The 20,099-nt window shown below is 67.0% G+C and carries 12 protein-coding genes; 2 read left to right on the plus strand and 10 right to left on the minus strand.

Annotated elements, in window-relative coordinates:
* Positions 1-112: 112 nt before the first annotated feature.
* The gene (locus PX52LOC_RS13695; protein ID WP_149110627.1) at positions 113-1,465 is read left to right on the plus strand and encodes a hybrid sensor histidine kinase/response regulator; all 1,353 of its coding nucleotides are present in this window, start codon (positions 113-115) and stop codon (positions 1,463-1,465) included.
* Between the two features lie 22 nt (positions 1,466-1,487).
* Here the strand turns inward: PX52LOC_RS13695 and PX52LOC_RS13700 are convergent, their stop codons facing one another.
* The 7 genes from PX52LOC_RS13700 to PX52LOC_RS13730 all read right to left on the minus strand — a co-directional run bounded on the left by PX52LOC_RS13700 (position 1,488) and on the right by PX52LOC_RS13730 (position 14,347).
* Complete coding sequence (locus PX52LOC_RS13700) at positions 1,488-2,357, minus strand: TIM barrel protein (protein WP_149110628.1); 870 nt, start codon at positions 2,355-2,357, stop codon at positions 1,488-1,490.
* A gap of 90 nt (positions 2,358-2,447) precedes the next feature.
* Positions 2,448-4,796: a DUF6797 domain-containing protein gene (locus tag PX52LOC_RS13705; RefSeq protein WP_149110629.1), complete on the minus strand. Its 2,349-nt coding sequence runs from the start codon at positions 4,794-4,796 to the stop codon at positions 2,448-2,450.
* 96 nt (positions 4,797-4,892) lie between these two features.
* On the minus strand, positions 4,893-8,333 hold the full coding sequence (locus PX52LOC_RS13710) for an efflux RND transporter permease subunit (RefSeq protein ID WP_149110630.1): 3,441 nt from the start codon (positions 8,331-8,333) through the stop codon (positions 4,893-4,895).
* Between the two features lie 36 nt (positions 8,334-8,369).
* Positions 8,370-9,992, minus strand: coding sequence for a hypothetical protein (locus PX52LOC_RS13715; RefSeq protein ID WP_149110631.1), 1,623 nt, complete (start codon positions 9,990-9,992; stop codon positions 8,370-8,372).
* Between the two features lie 104 nt (positions 9,993-10,096).
* Positions 10,097-12,688, minus strand: a complete 2,592-nt coding sequence (locus PX52LOC_RS13720; protein WP_149110632.1) for a WD40 repeat domain-containing protein — start codon at positions 12,686-12,688, stop codon at positions 10,097-10,099.
* Between the two features lie 22 nt (positions 12,689-12,710).
* On the minus strand, positions 12,711-13,034 hold the full coding sequence (locus PX52LOC_RS13725; protein ID WP_149110633.1) for a VOC family protein: 324 nt from the start codon (positions 13,032-13,034) through the stop codon (positions 12,711-12,713).
* Positions 13,035-13,042: 8 nt separating this feature from the next.
* Positions 13,043-14,347: an ABC transporter permease gene (locus PX52LOC_RS13730; protein ID WP_168218980.1), complete on the minus strand. Its 1,305-nt coding sequence runs from the start codon at positions 14,345-14,347 to the stop codon at positions 13,043-13,045.
* Positions 14,348-14,422: 75 nt separating this feature from the next.
* Between PX52LOC_RS13730 and PX52LOC_RS13735 the strand changes: the two genes are divergently transcribed.
* Positions 14,423-15,628, plus strand: coding sequence for a hypothetical protein (locus tag PX52LOC_RS13735; RefSeq protein WP_168218981.1), 1,206 nt, complete (start codon positions 14,423-14,425; stop codon positions 15,626-15,628).
* Positions 15,629-15,742: 114 nt separating this feature from the next.
* On the opposite strand, the gene PX52LOC_RS13740 is transcribed toward PX52LOC_RS13735, so the two are convergent.
* From PX52LOC_RS13740 to PX52LOC_RS13750, 3 genes are all read right to left on the minus strand, one after another.
* Positions 15,743-18,934: a cytochrome c biogenesis protein gene (locus tag PX52LOC_RS13740; protein ID WP_149110636.1), complete on the minus strand. Its 3,192-nt coding sequence runs from the start codon at positions 18,932-18,934 to the stop codon at positions 15,743-15,745.
* A 31-nt stretch (positions 18,935-18,965) separates the two neighbouring features.
* On the minus strand, positions 18,966-19,550 hold the full coding sequence (locus PX52LOC_RS13745) for a hypothetical protein (protein ID WP_149110637.1): 585 nt from the start codon (positions 19,548-19,550) through the stop codon (positions 18,966-18,968).
* A gap of 180 nt (positions 19,551-19,730) precedes the next feature.
* The gene (locus tag PX52LOC_RS13750) at positions 19,731-19,922 is read right to left on the minus strand and encodes an ATP-binding protein (protein ID WP_149110638.1); all 192 of its coding nucleotides are present in this window, start codon (positions 19,920-19,922) and stop codon (positions 19,731-19,733) included.
* Positions 19,923-20,099 lie beyond the last annotated feature (177 nt).

Here is a 20,099-nt window from a genome sequence, read left to right on the forward strand (position 1 = left end):
CGGATCGGCCCGCCGGCCGGTCCGGGTTCGTCAACTTCGCCCTCCCAGAACATTCTCGGCAAACCCCGGCCACCGTGCCGGACCGTGACTTGTCCGTTCCACTCGGAGCCGGATGTTTGCCACGCCACCCAATCCTGACTTGTTCGCGATCCAATCGCCGGAGCGGTGGCCGTACGTGCTCGCCGCCCTGGCCGGTGTCACTCTGCTCGCGGCCCTGTGGATCATGACCCTCCGTCTCCGCCTGAAGCGGCAGACCGAGGAACTGCGGGCGCGATTCGCGAAGGAAGCGGAACTCGAAGCCCGCATCCGCCAGGGGCAGAAGCTTGAAGCCGTCGGCCGGCTGGCGGGCGGTATTGCCCACGACTTCAACAACCTGCTCACGGTCATCAACGGCTGTTCCGAACTGCTCGACAGTACCCTACCGCCGGACCACCTCTCGCGGGACTTGCTCAACGACATTCGCCGCGCGGGGGAGCGGGCCGCCGGCCTGACCACGCAACTCCTCTTGTTCAGCCGTCAGCGGCCGATGAACCTCGTGGCCGTGGACTTGAACAACGCCGTCGTCGACGCCGTGCGGTTGCTCGGCCGCGTTCTCGGCGAGAACGTCATCGTCGAAACGCACCTCGCCCCCGGCCTGCGGACGGTGAAGGCCGACTACGGGCTCATCCACCAGATCATCCTGAACTTGGCCGTGAACTCCCGGGACGCGATGCCGCACGGCGGCACGGTCACGGTCCGCACGCGAGCGGTCGAAATCCCCGACGGCCGCACGATGAACCGCCTGACCCTCGCGGACACCGGGTGGGGGATGGACGAGGCGACGCAGAAGAAGATTTTTGAGCCGTTCTTCACCACGAAGGACGTGGGCAAGGGCACCGGCCTGGGCCTCGCCACCGTCTACGGCATCGTGAAAACACTCGGCGGCGAGGTCCACTTTTCCAGCAAGGTCGGCAGCGGCACGACGTTCGAAATTGATCTGCCGGCCGCCGGCCTGTCCGAACACAGTGACCCGGTCCACCGCCGCAAGACGACCGTCGGCGTGGACGAGCTAACGCCGATGCCGGCCCGCGGCGTGATCTTGGTGGTGGAAGACGACGAGATGGTCCTGACGCTGGCGGAGAAGTCCCTCCAGCGGCACGGCTACCAAGTGCTGACGGCCCGCACGTCGACCGACGCCGTCGGCAAGGCCCGCAACACGAAGAAGCTCGACCTACTGATTACCGACGTGGTGATGCCGCAACTGAGCGGCCCGGAAATCGCCAACATCATCAGCGCCTTCCGCCCCGGCCTCCGCGTCCTCTTCATGAGCGGCCACACGCCGGAAGAGATTCTCCGCCAGGGCGTCCGCGACCTGGACGCCCACAGTTTCATTCAGAAGCCGTTCACGCCCGAATCGCTCATGTCCAGCGTGCAAGTCAGCCTCGTGCAAACCCTCCCCGAGATCGACCTCGGGGCGATGCGGTAGGGCGCGTGAGGGGGTTGCCCGCTCACCACTCGTCGGCGGCGAAAACGGCCTTCGCTGCCGTGGCCTCGTCCTTCGCCGGCGTACACTCGGTGCCGACCCAGCCGGTGTACTTCAGGGTGGCCAGTTCCTTCAGGACGCGGGAGTAGTTGATCTCGCCCGTGCCGGGTTCGTGCCGGCCGGGGTGGTCGGCGAGTTGCACGTAGCCGATGGCGTCGGCTGCGAAGCCTTCCTTCAGGTGGCCGCACAGGTCGCCTTCCGTGATGTGCATGTGGTACAAGTCCCAGTTCAACTTCACGAACTTCGAGCCGACCGCCTTCACGATCTTCATGGCCGGGGCCGAGCCGTAGAGGCAGTGGCCCTTGTGGTCGACGCGGACGTTCATCGCTTCGAGGATGAGCATTACGCCCGCCGCTTCCGCGACGGGAGCCGCTGCTTTCAGGGCGTCGATGATCGTGGCGTGCATCTGCTCCTGCGAGACGCCGGGGATGTCGTCGCCGGCCACCACGCACATCATCTGGCACTTCAACTTCTTCGCGACCTCGCACGCCTCGCCGATTTTGTCCACGACTTTCTGCTTGTTCTTCGGGTCGTTCATCCCCGGCTTGAAGCCCCAGGCGGTGAACTGCGTGATCGTCAGTTTCAACCGCTCGCAGGTGTCGGCGACGGCCGCGATGTCCTTGCCCTCGTAGGGCCAGAACTCGACGCCGGGGAAGCCGAGGGCGGCCGCTCCTTCGAGCCGCTTGAGGAAGTTCTTTTCCTTCGAGAACCACATCTCGACGTTGCACGCGAACTTGGTGTGATTCGCCTTGCCGGTCGGCGAGTCGGCGGTCAATCGCGAACCGATGGCGGCCGTCGCGGCGGTGGCGAGGAAGTGTCGGCGGGTTGGCGTCATGGGAGGGGTTCCAAAAGGCGAGCGGCCCGGCGTAAGCGGGCCGTGTCTGGAACGGAGAGGACACGGCCCGCTTACGCCGGGCCGCTCGCCTTACTTCTTCCCCACGTCGTGCACGGTCAGGAACACCGAGCCGGTGACGGCCCGCGTGGTGTCCTTCGTCGCGAGGTTGTAGCCGAGTTGCATCTGCTGGACCGGCTTCATGCCGCCCGCGACCTTCACGAACAGCGTCTTGCCGTCGGCCGACAGGTCGGCCGCGGAGATGATCAAGTCGTCTTGCCCTTCGGCCTGCGGATTCGAGACCTTCCACCGCTTCGAGCCGTACTCGCCGCTCCAGCGGTAGCCCCACCACGCGGCCCGGAAGTTGGCGAGGTTCTTCACCGCGGCCGGGTCGAGGGCGTTCGGGAACGTCAGCTTCACGCCGTCCGGCACGACTTCCATTTTCACCGGGATGTCGAACGGCTTGCCGGTCGGCCGAACTCGCTGGAGGCTGCCGTCGGCCTGCGCGGACGTCTGCCAACCGTTGAGGCCGACGACGTAGAGTTGCCCGTCCTTCGGGTTGAACCGCCCGGTCCGCGAACCGGACAGGAAGCGCATCCCCAGGTCGGCCGCACCACCTTGAACGGTCTCCCCGATCTCTTGCCGCAGCAGGACGAACGACTTGCACCGGCCGTAGCTAAAGTGCAGCGGCAGCCCGGCGAGCGGCCCCCACCGTTCATCCTTCGGCACCCACACCTGACATCCGGCCGAGTTATCGACCTCGCGCGGCAGCCAGCACAGCGGCGGGTCGTAGGTCTTCGGCGGAACGTCCCGGTGGCTCGCCCGCATGTCGCCGTAGAAGCCGCCCTTCTTGTACTCGTCGATCCGCGTGGCCGGCATCCAGTTCCCTTCCTGGTCGGCCCCGGTAATGATCCCCGTCGGCGAGATGCCGAGGCCGATCGGGTGGCGGAAGCCGGTGCAGTAGACATCGGCCTTACTGCCGTCCTTGCTGATTCGCATGAGCGTGCCGCCGGTCGGCGTGTCGGTGTCGCCGGTCTTGTGGAAGAAGAAGTTCCCCTGCGGGTCGGTTTCGAGGCTGGTGTCGTAGCTGTGTTCGCCGCCGCTGACGTGCCAGTCGTTGTTGACGCACTCGTAGAAGTCGGCCTCGCCGTCGTTGTTCTCGTCGTGCAGCCGGGTGAGTTGGCCGCGTTCGAGGACGTGAATCTTGCCGTCAATCACCTTCACGCCGAGCGGCTGGTAAAGGCCAGTCGCGAACCGCTGCCAGTGGCACTCGTCCTTCGCCTCGTCCACTCGCACCAGCCACACGTCACCGTGGGCGGTGGTCATCACGATGCGGCCGTCCGGTAGGAAATCGACGGCGGTGCAGAAGAAGAGCGCCTTGTACGGGTTGTCGTAGGGGATCGTGAGCGTGTCGACGGCGAACGGGCTGTCGGCCGAGCCGCGGACGAGTTTTGTGACCAGCGGCTTGCCCCAACGGAGGCCGCCGGGCTTGGTGAGGGGCGTGAGGTCGTCGCCGCGGTCGAGCGTGCCGACGAACTTCGCGAACGCTTCGAGTTGCGTGGCCGCGAACCGCCCGTACACGACGTTGGCCTTCCACCCGTCGGCGGACGTTTCGTTGCGGAGGAAGGCGTACCCGTGGCCGTCGGGCAGCAGGGCCACGTTCGCGGGCTTTTCCGCGATCGCGATGGCTTCCTGGCCGCCGGTCACGTCGTCGAACAACAGTTGGACGTCCGATTTGATCGTCCGGCCCGCCCCGGTGAGTTTGTCGACGAGCATCAACTGCTTGTTCACGCCGCCCTGCGGGTTGCGAACCTGGACCGAGCGAACGATCACCGACAGGTCGTCGTGCGTGACGAGCCGGGGCGACTCCAGCACTTCGAGGTCGCCGACGGTGTACTTCACGACCACGCGGTCGCCGTGGAAGTACGTCCCGCGGTACTTCGCCCACGCCTTCGGCAGCGGGGCGGTGAAGCGGCTGACGCCAGCGTCCCATTTGCCGTTCGCGTCGGGCCAGCCGGGGCCGGGCGGGAGCGCGAACGTCGTCTGTCCCTTCGGCGTCGGCGTGTTGAGTAGGCCGAACCGTCGATCGCTGATGTTCACGAACCCGCCGGTCCAACCGGCGACCATCCGCATCGTGTTGCGGTCGAAGGCGACGCCGGCCTTGCCGCCGTCGAGCTTGATGACGGTCGCCTTATACGCCATCTGCGGGTCCTTGCCGACCGGGTAGCGGAAGGTGCAGTTCAGCGCGGGGCCGGTGTCGGTGGACTGGAACCGCTTGTCGTCCCAGTCGGGGTCTTTCATCCGCTCGAACGGCTCGGCCTTCCCGACGCCCGGCCGCGGCGTCCAGTCGTTGATGTCCACCGGGGCCACCAGCGGCGGCTTCGGCGGGTCGGCGGCGAACGTCGCGAGCGGGGCAAGGAGCAAGGCGAGCAGGGTGCGCATGAGAACGACCTCTCCGGCGAGCGGCCCGGCGTAAGCGGGCCGTGTCTGGACTGGTTCACTCAAAGACACGGCCCGCTTACGCCGGGCCGCTCGCCTTTATCCAACAATGACTGGCTTCTCAACCTGCGGCGTCGTTCCATTCAGCGACGGCACGTGTGCCGGTGGCTTCTCGTGCGGCTCGTCTTCCTTCACCGTGAACAGCCCGCGGAACCGCTCGACCAGCACGTAGAACACCGGGACCATGACCAGCGTGACGAGCGTACTCAGCACGATGCCGCCGATGATGCCGCGGGCCATCGGGGCTCGCGTTTCGGCCCCCGGCCCCAAACCGATCGCGGCGGGAATCGCCCCGGCGACGCACGCGAGGCTCGTCATCAGGATCGGTCGGAGGCGTTCACGGCCGGCGTGGATCACCGCGTCGATCGGGGCCAACCCGGTCGCCCGCTGGCGGTTGGCCGCGTCCACGAGGATGATCGAGTTCTTCTTCACGAGGCCCATCAGCAGAATCATACCGATGAGCGACATCATGTTCAGCGTGTCGCCGGTGAGGTAGAGGGTGACGAGCGCCCCCGTCGCGGCGAACGGCAGGGCGAGTAGCACCGTGAACGGGTGGACGAACGACGCGAACTGCACCGCGAGAATGCCGTAGACGACGAGGATGCCGAGGGCCAGCGCGAACACCAGACCGCTGATCGTCTCCTTCATCGCCGAGGCGTTGCCGAGTTCGACGGCCTCGTAGTCCTCGTTCGGCAGCACCCGCTTCGCGATCTCCTGGCAGCCGGCGACGGCCTCACCTTGCGACACGCCGGCGGCGGGCGTGGCGGTGATCTCGATAGAGCGTTGGTGTTTGAAGCGGTTCAACACCGGCAGCGTGGCTTGCGGTTGCAGGTCCACCACGTCGCGCAGCGGCACGAGGCGGTCCACGCCGACGCGGACGGGCACGCTGTCGAGGTCGGCGGGCACGTCCCGCTGGCCGGCGGCGAGCTTGATCCGCACGTCGTACCGCCGGCCGTTGTCTGTGTACTTCGCGATCTTCTGCCCGCCGACCATCAGCGACAGCGACTCCGCCACGCGGCCGACCGGGGCGTTCAGCCGGCCGAGCTTCACGCGGTTCGGGATGACCCGCTGTTCCGTCTTGCCGGGGCGGTAGTTGCAGTCCACGTCGGCCACCAAGCCGCTCGCCCGCATCTCTTCCATCATCGTGTTCGCGAGGTGCGGCAGTTCCTTCCAGTCGCCCTTCAGCGCGAAGTCGATCGGGTCGCCGCGCTGGGCGGTGAAGCCCTCTTGCGACAGGTCGCGCATGACCACCCGCACGTCGCCGAGGCCCTGAAGTTGCGAACGGATTTCGCTCATGATCTCTTGCTGCGACTGCTCTCGCTGGTCTTTCGGCACAAGGTTCACGAAGATGTCGGCCTCGAAAATGAGCGTGCCACTCTCGCTGCCGGCCGCCGTCAGAACGCCGGCCACGTCGTCGCGGACGAGCAGCGTTTCCTCGCACTCGCGGAGGAGGCCCTTCACCTGTTCGATGTTCGAATCGACCGGGCAGACGACGTGAACGACGAACCGACTCTGGTCCTCGCTCGGGATCAGTTCCTTGCCTAGCACGCCGGCGGCGAGCATCCACACGGCCACGCCGCCGATGGCCGCCCCGACGAGCAGCACCAGCGCCGGCACCCGCAGCGAGAACCGCAGGACGCGCAGGTAGGCGGCCGTGACCAATCGCATGAACCGATCGACCGGGTAGACCAGCACCGGCGTGAGGAAGAACTTGTCGAGGATCGCGTAGACTTGATGGCCGCGGGTCGTGAGCAGGAAGCCGATCACGAACGCGGCGGGCAGGGCGTACTCGCTGCCGAGGACGGAAAAGGCCGAGGCGAGGGGCGAGTAGTCCTTCCGCAGTTGCGGCAACTGCTCGAGAACGAGCTTCGCGGCGAAGGCGACGGCGATCAAGAACAGACCGCCGACGAGGCCGAGCGTCCACTTCCGGCGGCGCGGGATGCTGACGCAGAAGCCGTGTTTCACGTCTAGGAACAGCGAGCAGAGCATCGGTGTTAGCGTGAGTGCGGAGACGAGCGAGAGCAGCACGGCCACGCCGACGGTCACGCCGAACTGGAAAAAGAACCGGCCGACCGTCCCTGACAGGAACGCCACCGGCAGGAAGATCGCCACGATGGACAGCGTTGCCGCCACCGCCGCGAAGCTGATTTCCCGTGCACCGAGCAGGGCCGCCCGGAGTCGCGACAAGCCTTGCTCGCGGCGGCGGTAGATGTTTTCGAGGACGAGGATTGCATCGTCCACGACCACGCCGACCGACAGCGACAGGGCGAGCAGCGTCATCAGGTTAATCGTGAACGGCGGGCGGCCGAACAGCTTCATGCCGAAGTTCACGATGAAGAACGTGCCGACGAGCGAGGTCGGGATCGACAGGCAGACGTTGACCGTTGTGCCGAGCGAGCCGAGGAACAGGAAGCAGACGAGGGCCGTCAGCAGCACGCCGAGGATCAGCGTGAGTTTCATTTCCTCGACGTTCTCGCGGACGAACACCGAGTAGTCGATGGGGACGTGCATCTCGACGCCGGCCGGCAGCATCCGCTTGAGCTTCGGCATCTCAGCCTTCACGTTCTCGCACACGGCGACGAGGTTGCCGCCGATGGCCTTCCGCACGCCGACGGCCACGGCGGGCCGGCCGTTGTACCGGGCCACGCTCCGCTCGTCTTCCGTGCCGTCCTCAATGCTCGCGACGAGGTCGCCGAGGTAAATGGCCTGATCGTTCCGCCGGGCGATGAGGATGCGTTTGAACTCGTCGATGGAATAGGCTTCGCCCATCGCCCGCACGTTCGCCTCGATCATCCGACTGGTGATCGTGCCGGCCGGGAGTTCCTGGTGCTGCTGCTGGATCGCCGTGCGAATCTCGGCGGCGGTCAGGTTGTACGACCACATCTTCCGCGTGTCGAGCCAGATGCGGACGTTCCTGGCGCGCAGCCCGGAGAACTGCACGCCGCCCACGTCCTGGATCGCGGCGATGGCCTGTTTGAACTCCTTCTCCGCGAAGTCGCAAATCTTCCCGTGCGGCACGCTCGAACTGCTGAGTGTGATCCACAACACCGGCAGGTTGTTCGGGTTCAGCTTCAGGATGACCGGCTGCTCGATCTCCCGCGGCAGCTTCCGCCGGGCGGCGCTCACCACGTTTTGCACGTCCTGCATCGCCACGTCGATGTCGCGGTCGAGGCGGAAGAAGACGTTCACTTGACTCACGCCCTGGTAGCTCTGGGACGCGACGTAGTCGACGCCCTCTACGCCGGCGACGGCGTCCTCGACCACGTCGGTCACATCCCCGTCCATCACGTCCGGCGACGCGCCTTCGAGCGCGATGATGACGCTGACGACCGGGAAATCGACTTCCGGGAACTGGCTCACGCCCATGTCGCGGTAGCCGAGGTAGCCGAAGACGAGCATGGCCGCCGCGAGCATCACGGCGAAGACGGGGTTGCGAATGCTCAGGTCGGCAAGGCCGCGGCCGGGACGGGATTCGCGCATGGTGGGAGGGGCCTGGTGGGGAGGGCCAGGGCCATTCTAATCGGAACCCTCACGAACGGCGTCGGCCTTTCGCCGCCAAACTTCGATCTCGTCGAACGCCGTCACCCGTTCGTACTTCTCCCGCAGCATCCGGGGCACACGCTCCCAGGTGGGCACTTCCTCCCACTCTCGTGGCCGCCAGACCACGAGCGATTCCGGCGAGGCGAGCAGTTCCTTCGCGAACCCGTCGAGGTCGTCGCGGCCGACGATGATGACCCACATCATCGACTCGGCGTGCAGCGGCGTGCGGCGGCCCGAATCGCCGTTCACGGCTGCCGGCGACAACAGCAGGTTGGCCACCGGCGTGTCGGGCGAGGTTTGCGTCCGCAGGTACTCGGTCAGCCGGCGATAGCACGCCCACGGGTAAACGTGCTGGTTCGGAATGCCCCGCCGCGTGTACCCGGACGGCACGTAACTCTCGGACGCCCGCCCGGTCACGGCCCGCCAAGTTCGGCCGAGGTGGGTGACTTCACAAAAGTTCGGTCGCCAATCGACGGAACTTCCGATCATCGCCAGTACGGCCACCAGCCGCACCGTCGCGGACGTCGGCGAGCGGAGCAGGCCGGCGACGACGGCCATGCCGAAGGCGGCGAGTGCGACATGGTACGGCTGGACGAGGTAGCGGTGCGGGAACGGGCTGAGCGGTTTATAGAACCACGCCCCCGCCAGCGCGGCCACGGGCCACACGAGCAAGGACAACGGCACTGCCGGTCGGCCGCGCAGCCACAGAAATGCGTACCCCGCGACGAGTGCGAGCACCCCGCCGACGACGGCTTGTTCCTGGTAGATTTCGAGCCGGTCCACGCCGGGGTGGCGGTAGATGCCGCCCTCGCCGATGCGGCCCATCTCGCGGACGAAGTCCGGGATCAAGCCGTGCGCGACCAGCGGTAGGAACAGCAGGCCGACGAACGCCGCCCCGCACATGAGCCAGAGGCCGAAGCTACGAACTCCGCCCGCGAACCAAACGGCCACCGCGACGGCGGGCATCAACAGCACCGCCTGCGGCCGCGACACGAGCGCGAAGGCGCACAGGGCGGCACAGGCGACCAGCGACCACCGCGGCCGCGTTCGCCCGGCCACGGCCAACAGGCCGAGCAGCACGAAGGAGGCCGCCTGCCAGTCGCGTTGGGCCGCGAGGGAGAAATCGAGCGTGGCGTGGTAGCTCACCAGCACCGCGGCCGCCAGCGTGCCGGGCAAGTACCACCCCAGCCGCACCCGCGACCACGCGACGCAGCTTCCGGCCAGGCCGAACAGCAGGACGGCGTCGAAGGCGTAGACCACCTGCGAATGGCCCCAGCCGAAGAGGTGGCCGAACAGCCACGCTTGATAGATCGGGCCGGGGAAGTTGGTCGTCGGTAGGTCGCGGTACGGCAATCGGCCGTCCGACCACCCGCGGGCGAGCGTGGCGAAAACGTCGTGGTCGGCCCACATCGGCCACGTCAGGTAGCCCGGCAGCCACGTGACGAACACGCCGAGGGTGTACAACGCCAGAAGGACTGTCAACGGCCCGGCCAGCAATCGCTCGGCGACAGCGTCGAGCGTTGACCGAGAGGGGTCCGTGTTCGGGCGAATGAAAAGGACTGCCGAGCGGACCCGCGGCAGCAGTTGAGTGGTGAACATGACCCGAATTGTTACACTGCCGACCGCGACCGGGGCAACAGCAATTTGCCTTCTGGCGAGCGGGTGGCGTCAGCCCTCTGATTCTGCGCACGGCGGGGAGAGAATCAGGGGGCTGACGCCCCCCGTTCGCCCAATCTCAGCAGCGACCACTTCGCGTCCTGCACGACGAGGCTTTCGGGTGGGCCGGTCGCGATCGTCTTCAGCACGCCGACCGCCTCCGGCGAGCCGACCAGTTCGAGCAAGTGGACCGCCCGCAACGGCCGCACGTCCCGGCGGGCGAGCAGTTTTTCCAGTCGGTTGCGGGCCTCGACCGATTCGGTCTTGTCGAGCATGGTCCGCATCGCCGCCTCGGCCCGCCAGCCGGCCTTCGCCAGTGCCTTTGTCGCCGCTTCCCGAGAGGTGAAGGCCGGGGCGTCGAGGTCCGCCAGCCAGCGATCGTGGTTGGCGTAGTCGGCGGCCGTGGCCAGCTGCGTGACCTCCCGCGCGAACGCGACGGCTTCGGGCGGCCGCGTCGCCAGTTGATACAGGGCTTTCCGGGCCGGCGCGGGCTTGTCGCCGATCTCCCGTCGGAGTTTGTCCACGTCCTCGGGCCGCGCGACGGCCAGCCGCCCCCACGCCCCGCCGGTCGTGTCGTGGCCCGACACCTGCGAGTGCTGTTCGTCGCCGCCGCGGGAGTAGAACAGCGTTCGGCCGTCGGGGGAGAACGTCAGGGCGACGATTTCCGGGCCGCCGGGCATCTGGAAGAGTTCCTGGCCGGAATACGTCTCGAACGCATGGATGGTGCCGCCCTGACCGGCCACCGCCAGCGTTCGCCCGTCGCGGGAGTAGGAAACCTTCGGCCCCTCACCACCGAACGGGAGTGTATGACCGCCCTCGCAGGTGCTGATCAGTCTTCCGTCACGGGCCGAGTGGACGTGGAACTCCGGGGACTGGTTGGAGGGTGAAGTTGGCCGGCCGACGAACCCCGTCTCGCTCACCGTGGGCGTCACCCCGTCCGAGTTCTCGAAGACCAGCCGGTCGCTTTTCTGGTCCAGGTCGCGGAACCGGATGGCGTGCTTCTTGCCTTCAAAAACCAGCCCCGAGTCCGCGGTGAACCGCACCGGCTCGCCCGGCACCCGGTCGATCTCGCGGCCGGTGGCCAGGTCCCACACGCTCGCCTCCTTCCGTCCCTCGACGGCCACGCGGGCGCCGCCTCGCGAAATGACCGCCTTCGCCGCCCGCGGGACCGGCGGTTTCTCCCAGATCGCTTTGCCCGTGGCGGGGTCCAACAGCGTCGGCTTGCCGTCGAGGATGGCGAAGAGGCCGTGTCGGGTGAAGGCGGCCGTGGAAACGTCGCCGGCCGGGGCGGGAATCTCCCGCAACAGGCCGAGCGTCTGGGCGTCCCAGATGCGGATCGGTGTCTCCGTCCCGGAGGCCTCGTTGGTCGTGAGCAACTTCGTGCCGTCGGGGGAGAACTGCACGCGCACGCGGCCCGGTACGATCCGCTCGCCCTTCGGCCGGAGGAACAGAGACTTGAGTTCGCCGAGGTTCTTGCCGGTCGTCGTGTCCCACAGGTAGACCATCGGCCGGCCGTACATCGCCGTTGCGGCCCGCGTGCCGTCGGGCGAGAAGGCGATGTCCCACACCGCCGACGAGTGGCCGAGCAGCGCAGTGGGCTGCCGGCCGGTCGCGAGTTCGTACACCATCGGCCGGCTGGGGTACGCCACGGCGACGTACTTGCCGTCCGGCGAAATCTGGACGTTGCCGACCCAGCCCCAGCCCGGCTCGACGGCGAACGTCGTCGCGCCGGTCGTCGTGTTCCACCCGCGGAGGTACGCCCCGTCGCCGGCCACTAGTGTCGTACCGTCGGGCGTGAACCGGAGGCGGTACGGGGCCTCGGAGAACCACTCGACCGCCTCCACCGCCCGGAGCATCTTGCGGGCCTTCACGTCCCACAGTTCGATGGGGCCGGGCCGCTTGCCGTCGTCGGTTTCGCGGGCCGACGCCGTCGCCAGGGTCGTGCCGTCGGAATTGAGTGCGACCGCCGTGTACGCAGTGTCCTTCGGCGGGTCGAGCTTCCAGACGCCGGCCGCCGTTTGCACCGCAACGCGGTCGTCGCCGAGCAGGGCGAAGACGCTCGCCCCGGCCGCCTTCGCGAACCGCCGCACGTCAGTCACGCCCTCCACGCGAACGCCCGGCAATTTGTCGTCGAGCCAGATGATGTTCGTTCCGCGGGTTCCCACGGTGGCGATGCACGTGCAGTCGTCGGACGGCAGGATCGTGTCGGACTTGCTGAACTCCCGCGAACGAAGTTCGGAGCCGCCCTTCAAGTCCACAACCCGGACCTTCCCGTTGCGGTCCTCGGAGCGGCCCATGCAGAGGATCGTCTGCCCGTCGGGACCGGGGTAGAGGGTGTCGTTGGAGTTCAGGCTGCCGGATTTGAATTCGCTGCTCTGGCCCGTGGAAATCTCCCAGCGGTGCCAGCGCTGGTTCGTGAACACGTTCACCATCCGCCCGTCGGCCGTAAAGCCTACGGCCTTGCAGGTGTCACCGTTGACCGCCATCGCCGTCGAGCCGAGCGTGACGACCGGCCCCATCGGCTTGTCGGCTTCCAGTTCGTCTAGCGGTTGCTGGACCCGTCGAGCCCGAACCGCTTGTGCGACCACGGGTCCGCACGTGACGAACAGCAACACCGCTAACACGATTCGACCCGCCACGGCGATCCTCCCCGAACCGCAGTTACACGAACTCGAACAGTCCCACGCGGTAGCCGTCCGCGTCCCGCACGAACGCTTCGCGGTAGCCTTCCTGACTCACGACGACGGGCCCGTCGGGCACGACGCCGCGGGCCGAGAGGCGAGACAGTTCACGGTCGAGGCTCTGCACGCGGAAGTGCAGCGTCACGCCGCCACCGACTTCGCCCGCCTTCAACGCGAGCCGGCTGCCGTCGCCTTCCAGCAGCGCGAACCCGTTCGCCTCGTCGAGCAACTTCACCGCGAGGCCGAGAACGTCACGATACCACGCCAGGGAGGTAGCGAGGTTCCGCACTGCGAGTTCGGCCATGAACAGCGTCACGAGAACAGCCGGAACAGCTTCCCGCCCTTGTCGCCGCCGACCTCGCGGAAGAGCACGTCCTCGCGGCGGAACTGCCGCACCGCGGTGTACAGCGCGGCGACCACGCACACGCACAGACTGCCGAGGACGGGGCCGAACATCCCCCACGGGATCGGGTCGGCCGACACCGCGAGGAGCTTCTGCTGCATGAGCATCGCCCCCGTGACGGGGATCAGGGCGTTCCCGAAGTCGAGTTCCTTGCCCGGCATCATGCTCCACAGGGCCAGTGGCATCGCGACCAGGATGAGCGGGACGAGGTAGTACTGCCCCTCCTTCGTGCTCCGGGCGAACACGCCCAGCGACAGGCAGATCGCGCTGAACAGCATCGCCAGCGGGAAGCCGAGGACCACGCAGCCGATCAGGCCGGGCTTGTTAATGATCGGGTAGCCGAGGACGAACTCCACGACGGTACACGCGGCCGTCAGCCAGATGACGTTCCACACGACCGACCCGAACGAGAAGACCGTGACGGCGAAGAACTTGCCGTACACGATCTCGCTGCGGTCGGCCGGGCTGATGAGCAGCGTTTCCATCGTCCCACGCTCCTTCTCGCCGGCCGTCAGGTCGACGGCCGGTTGAATCGCGCCGGCCAACAGCCACATCATCAGCAAGAAGGGCAGGGCACGGGACAGGCCGTCGCGGATCGCGTCGGCGGCCTGCTTCAACTTCGGCTTCGACGTGATCGGGTCGATCAGGTCGAACACCTGATCGTAGTCGGTGGGCAACCCAGCCTTCGTGAACCGCTCCTGGAGAATCCGGTCTTTCCAGGCGAGGACGATGCTCCGCAGGCGGCGGGAGGCCAGCTTCGATTTCTCGTCGCCGTCGCGGTGTTCGATGATGACCTTCGGCTTCCGGCCGGCGGCGACCTCGGCGGCGAAGCCCTCCGGCACTTTCAGAAGCACGTCGACCTTCTTGTCCCGGAGGTCCGCGTCCGGGTCGTCCGACACTTCCACCACGCGGATCGGCGGGAGTTCCCACTGTGCGTCGTCGCCGACCGGCCCCTCGGCCCGGTCGGCCGGCCGTTTTTCCTCGACGAACTGATCGTCCTGGGTCAGCAGGGGCGTCGGGGGCAGCCGGTCCTTCCCCACGATCCCCACGAGGAATTTCTGCTCGGCGGCCAGCTTGGCCATGGCGAACGTGGCGAGGCCCAGGAACGGGTACAGCACGACCGGCGTCACGAGCAGGAGCAGCACGCTCCGGCGGTCGCGGAGCAGGTCGCGCAGCTCGCGGAAGGCAATCAGTCGCAGCACCGGCAGTCGCATGGGGTGGCCCAGAAGAGGTCGGTCCCCCTGTTGTATCTGAGCGGCCGGCCGCAGGCGTCGATATACTGCCCACCGATGGCCCGCGAACGGTCGAACCTGATTCAACCGCCGGAAGTCGGCTCGGAGCGGTTCCGCACGTCGGCCGCCATCGAGACGACGCTGGCCGGGTCGCTGGCGTCTGCGTTCGACCTGTCGCGGTGGGCCGGCACGAGCGACGGCCTGGAAGAACTGCTGACGCGGACGCAAGAAGCGGTCACGCGGTCGATCGAGGAGGAAGGCAAACTCCGCGGCACCATCCGCGGCCGCGTGCTGGCCGACCTCGCCACCTTTCCCGACGCGCCATCGACTGCCGGCGTCTACCGCGTGCCGGATCATTTGCTGCGTGCGGCCCGCCGCAACGTCTTGCTGCCCGGCCACGTCACCGCGTGCGACGGCGTCTCCGCCAGCCACGACGGCCTCACCGGCACGGTCGCCACCATCGGCATCTGCCTCGTCCGTTACGACGGCCTCCTGAACACCTGGCGCTCGACGTTCCTCTGGCACGACTACGACACGCGGGCCGCCGACCCCGTCGGCCACCTTCGCGGGGTCCTCAGCAAACGGTCGAAACGGTCCACCGACGAACTCGCGACCGACGACGCCATCACGGTGTTGTTGCGCCGCGGGCTGATGGCCGCGGCCGAGCGGAAGGCGCTCCTCGACCGCGGCACGACCCGCTGGCGGATGGGCCACGGCGTGCCGGCCCCGCTGGAACTGCTGACTGGCGGCGGGTCGGTGCCGATGGTGGACGCGGCGCTGCCGCTGCTCGAAGAGTTGCTGTTGAAGGAAACGCGGTGGGTCTTCCTGCCGGCAACGATGGGTAACCGGGCGCTGTTAACGCTGGCGAACGCGCTATCGCCGGGAGAACTGGCGATCTTCCAGAAGGGGAAGCCGATGGTCGAGGCGGTGATCGACCTCGGCAACTACGCCCCCGGCTACCGGCGGAAGGTGGAGGCGTTCGCCACGCGGTTGGGTGAGGCCACGGTCGTCGGCGGCTACCGGGCCACGCGGTACGCCCCGCCGCAACTGTTCGTGGCCCACGCGGAGCGGGCGGTCGAAGCCGGCATCGTGGCGATGGCCGACGGCGGATTGCAACCGCACCGTGGCTACCCGCTGCTGTTGGAACTGGCCGATTTGGGGGCGAAGACCGGGTTGGGCATCAACGTGTTCGGCAGCGTCGTCGAGACGGCCTACGCCCGTGCGAAGGCGAGCCACCTGTGCGCCGAAGGCCGCGTGACGTAGTTGACCTAATCAACGGCGAGCGGCCCGGCGTGAGCGGGCCGTGTCTGCATGTATCAGACACGGCCCGCTCACGCCGGGCCGCTCGCCGTTCCGACGGCAAACTCTACTCCAGGTTTACCGCCCCTTCCGCTTCGCTTTCTTGCCCTGAGGGGCGTCGCCGGTCAGCACCGGCGGGGCGAACTTCGGCGGGGCAGCTTCTTGAGCCACTGCCTCTTGCTGCGGGCGGGAACTCATCCAGTATTCTTGCGGGATCAGGCCGACGCACACGAGGAGGGCGTGCGACACCCACAGGCCGGTGCAGACCATCGCCAACGTGTTGTCGAAGCCGTAGGCGTGCAAGCCGATGCCGAGTTGGTTCGTGCCGAACCAACTCCACACCGTCACCATGTTCCCGACGATCGTCAGCAGTGCGATGCCGCGAGTCTTCACCAGCCCCGCCCAGCGGGCGTGCAGGATCAGCGAGTTCCAGATCACGATGAGGACGGCCCCGTTTTCCTTCGGGTCCCAGCCCCAGAACCGGCCCCACGATTGGTCCGCCCAGATGCCGCCGAGGACTGTGCCGACGAAACTGAGCAGCGTCGCGAACGCCACCACGCCGTAGAGCATGTTGTTGAACGCCCGGTTCATCTCCGGGGTAATGGCTCTCGTGCACAACCCCGCGATGACGTAGGCGACGCCGAGCGCCCCGGCGACGAAGGTGGCCGTGTACCCGAACGTCACGCAGGTGACGTGCGTGGCCAGCCAGAAGTTCGTGTCGAGCACGGCCTGCATCATCTCCAGCGTGTCGCCGCCCGCACCGATCTGGTGCGCGACGATCGTCGTCAGCACGCCGAGCGTCGCGCCGAGCAGGTTGCCGATGCCGATGGAATAAATCTTCTCCAACAACAGGCAGAGCACCACGCAGCCGAAGCCGATGAAGATGGCCGACGAGTAGAGGTTCGTCACGAACACCAGCCAGCGGTCCTGAATCGCCATCCGGGCGATGAGGGACGTTCCGTGGATGGCGGCCGTGAACAGCATCAACCAGAACGCCGACTTGCGGAAGGGCGAGGCGTGGCCGAACCAACTCGCGATGCAGAGCAGGATCACGCCGACGTACAGGCCGATGCACACGAAGAACGGTGCGAAGGCGTTGTAGAAGGTTTCCAGCTTCATCCGCGGGGTGTCGAGCTTCACACCCTGCACGGCGTAGCCGGGCGCGTCCTGAGCCAGCAGTTTGTTGAAGTCGTCCGGCTTCTTCGTCGCGTAGGCCCGCAACAATTGCGTCCACAGGCGGAGGCCGGGGTTAGACTCGATCCGCTCGCCCACTTCCCGGTGCATGTCCGCTTCGAGCTTCTCCAACTGGGCCGGCGGCAGGTTCTTCATGGCCTCGCCGGTCGGCAGGTTGTTGTCGGTCATGATCTTCTGAGCGACCGCCTGCTGAAGCCCTTCGATCGCGTCGGGGAGGTTCGAGTAATCGTCTTCCCCCTTCTCGCCGTGGATCACCAGCGGGGCCGACATGGTGCTGATCGCCAGGATGAGTTCGAGGCGGTTGGCAACTTCGATTGCCTTCGACTCGTACAGGTCGATCGGCTGCTTCTCGGCCCGCTTCTTCCGGGCCGCGCGGGCGTCGACGATCAGCTTCTCGAACTTGTCCTGCACTAACTCGTTGATCGCGTACAAGAAGCCCGACCGCTGTTCCAGGCCGAGGACGGCGAGCACCTGATCGTTCTCGATCTTCAGCACCTTGTACTTGCCGGCCGGCTTGGAGCGGATGCTCGTGCCGCTCGTCGCCAGGTCGAAGAACCAGCGGATGGCCGGCTGACTGTTGCCGTCTTCGTCCTTGAACGTCTCCCGGCCGCTGACGATCCGCAGGCTGACGCGGGCGAACGTGTCCAGCGGCTTGACGCGGCCGCCGTCGATGACCGGCAGGTTCGAAGCGGCGGCGAGGTCGTACGGCGCGCTCGGCGGGTACATCCGCCCGGCGTGGGCCAGCACGTACACGACCGCGAGCCCGAGAATCCCCCACGGCAGCCACTTTCCCGCCTCGACCGCCGGTTCCGCGTCCGGCGTGATGCCCGCCACTGGGAAGAGGCTTCGCTTCTGGAGGAACTTCACGAGGTACATGCCGAAGTGGACCGTCAGGCCCAGGCCGACCATCAGGCACGAGATGTACGGGATCACCCAGCCGGGGTTGCGGACGACTTGCAGGACGGTGTACGCCTCGGTCGCGCGGTCGAAACTGTGTTGATAGAACGCCTCGCCGCGGTGCCGGAGGGGTTCGTTCATGGCGATCCGCTGCACGCGGTCCACGCCCCGCTCGGTGTCGATCAGCCGCACGTCGCTGGAGTAGTTTTTCGGGCTGTCGGTGCCGGTGTACTTGTCGTGGCGAAAGTCGATCAGGTGGATCGTGAACGGCTTGTAGTACCGGATGTTCCGCATCACGGCCGTCATCTTCTCGTTGCCGAACGTGAGCGGCTCCGGCTTGAGGAACCGCGAGAAAAGGTACGTGCCCACGTCCGCGCCGGTGGCCTTGTCGTGGAAGCGGACGTACATGCTCGGCACGTCTTCGCGCTTGTCCATGTCCACGCCGGAGACGATGGCCAACTTCTTGGCGACGACTTCCTTGCCCGCCCCGGCGGTCGCGACGTTGGTCTGCCCCTCCGTCTTCGCCAACTCGGAGTTCGCCATGTACTCCAGGACTTCCAGGTCCACCGGCAGATCGGGGTGGCTGATTCGCTCGCCGGGCACCAGTCGCGATTGCGGGACGGCCGTCACCTGATCGCCGTCCGGCAGCGTGCGGACGAACGCGAGTTCGTACCGTCGGTTGTCCTCGGAGAAGTTCACCGACTCGCCTTCGTTGATAATCATCCGCTGCTCGACCTGAGCCGTGCGGGTGATCGCCTCGCCGATGAACAGCAGGATGAGGCCCGAGTGGACGACGAGAATGCCGGCCCGCCGCCAGCTGACGCGGAATCGCACGGCGTGCGCCGCCAACAGGTTCGCGAGCATGGCGAACCCGAGCAACTTGCCGGCCGGGAACGGGAACGATCCGGGCAGGTGGAAGTTCGTCGGCAGGAAGAAGAACACCTGCCCGAACTTGGCGAACAGGTCGAACGGCACCCAGACGACCATCGACCAGAAGTACTGTTCGACGACGGTCCAGATGCCGTCGTTCATCTGCGCGAGGGTGCCGAAGAAGACCAGGCCCATCCCGAGCGCGAACAGCACGACGGTCAGTTGCAGGGAAGCCAACGGCTTCAGAATCGCCTTCACGCCCGGCCCCGGCTTCGGGGCGGGGGCTGCGGGTTCGTCTTGGAACGCCATGACGGGTCAAACGCCTCGGGAGCGGGGAGTGTTACGAACGCGGCTTGCCCATCATCATGGGACCGCCGATGTTGAGTTTCGGGCCGCGGAGGTCGACGAACGTGCCGGTGACCTTGTCGGCGGCGATCGGCCGCGTGGCCTTCGGGATGCTGGCCGGGGTGAACTTCTCGTTGCCGAGTTGCTGCACGGCCCACCGCGTCAGGTTGCCGACGGCCCCGCCGCCGGACACCGACAGCGTGACTTCGAGGTTCGGCTTCTTCGCGTCCGGCTTAATGACGCCGATCGTAATGTCGTTCCGCCCCGGCAGCGTTTCCCACCCCGGCGGGCTGTCCCAGACCGGCTGATTCTTCAGCCCGTTCGGGAAGCGGACGCTCGCCATCGTCTTCTCGAAGTCGGCCGCGTAGGGGGCGAGTTCGCTCGCCTTGCCCGCGAACTTGAAGAACCACTTCGGCTCGGCGTCCGGGAACATCGCCCCGAGAATCTGGTACTCGCCGGCCGCCTCGTCCTGCGGCACCTCGACCGGCTTCGGCACCTTGTAGGTGTTCACGTCCTCGGTCGGACCGCACCCGGCGGCCGTCGCACCCACGGCGAGCAAAATGAGCAAACGGTACGGCATGGCAGCAACGATCTCGGGAACTCGGGTGGCAGGAAGGTCGGACCGATTGTTGATCGAAACGCGATTTCTCGTCAACCCAGACCTTCCAGGCGGGGCAGGTCGTCCATTTTATGAACGGACGGGAGCGCGAAATCGACGAAGTGCGTGGAAACGGAAATCAGCCGCCGCCCGCCGAGGGAGTCAATCCACCATCCGCAAGCGGCACCGCCCCGGTTCCAGGTTCACGAGCATCGCCGGTTCGATCCCCTGCGCGGAAACGATGGCCTGCCCGGTCGGCAGGTTCTTCAGTCGTGGCCACAAATTGTCCGGCACGCCCCCGACAGAGTGCTGAAGCCGCCGCAGGGTGGGTTCGTCGCCGAGGCGCATCAACATGCGGGCGACAAGTATGTATTCCCCTCCGGCCGACTGACCTGACGCCGGCACCCTCGCCAGCGGAGGCGGGCCGCCGGCGGGTCGTCTGACGACGCGGCCACCCGCTCAACTAATTCTTCGACGCACGGACCGCCGGCGTTCCGTGCGTCGTTTTTGGAACTGCAAGAGGCGGTGGTT

Origin of the sequence: Limnoglobus roseus, assembly GCF_008254045.1 — a bacterium.
Classification (GTDB): Bacteria; Planctomycetota; Planctomycetia; order Gemmatales; family Gemmataceae; genus Limnoglobus; species Limnoglobus roseus.

Excerpts from the sequence above, each read along its gene's own strand:
- PX52LOC_RS13695 (WP_149110627.1), top strand. The coding sequence starts at position 113 with ATGTTTGCCACGCCACCCAATCCTGACTTGTTCGCGATCCAATCGCCG.
- PX52LOC_RS13700 (WP_149110628.1), bottom strand. The coding sequence starts at position 2,357 with ATGACGCCAACCCGCCGACACTTCCTCGCCACCGCCGCGACGGCCGCC.
- PX52LOC_RS13705 (WP_149110629.1), bottom strand. The coding sequence starts at position 4,796 with ATGCGCACCCTGCTCGCCTTGCTCCTTGCCCCGCTCGCGACGTTCGCC.
- PX52LOC_RS13710 (WP_149110630.1), bottom strand. The coding sequence starts at position 8,333 with ATGCGCGAATCCCGTCCCGGCCGCGGCCTTGCCGACCTGAGCATTCGC.
- PX52LOC_RS13715 (WP_149110631.1), bottom strand. The coding sequence starts at position 9,992 with ATGTTCACCACTCAACTGCTGCCGCGGGTCCGCTCGGCAGTCCTTTTC.
- PX52LOC_RS13725 (WP_149110633.1), bottom strand. The coding sequence starts at position 13,034 with ATGGCCGAACTCGCAGTGCGGAACCTCGCTACCTCCCTGGCGTGGTAT.
- PX52LOC_RS13730 (WP_168218980.1), bottom strand. The coding sequence starts at position 14,347 with ATGCGACTGCCGGTGCTGCGACTGATTGCCTTCCGCGAGCTGCGCGAC.
- PX52LOC_RS13735 (WP_168218981.1), top strand. The coding sequence starts at position 14,423 with ATGGCCCGCGAACGGTCGAACCTGATTCAACCGCCGGAAGTCGGCTCG.
- PX52LOC_RS13740 (WP_149110636.1), bottom strand. The coding sequence starts at position 18,934 with ATGGCGTTCCAAGACGAACCCGCAGCCCCCGCCCCGAAGCCGGGGCCG.
- PX52LOC_RS13745 (WP_149110637.1), bottom strand. The coding sequence starts at position 19,550 with ATGCCGTACCGTTTGCTCATTTTGCTCGCCGTGGGTGCGACGGCCGCC.
- PX52LOC_RS13750 (WP_149110638.1), bottom strand. The coding sequence starts at position 19,922 with ATGTTGATGCGCCTCGGCGACGAACCCACCCTGCGGCGGCTTCAGCAC.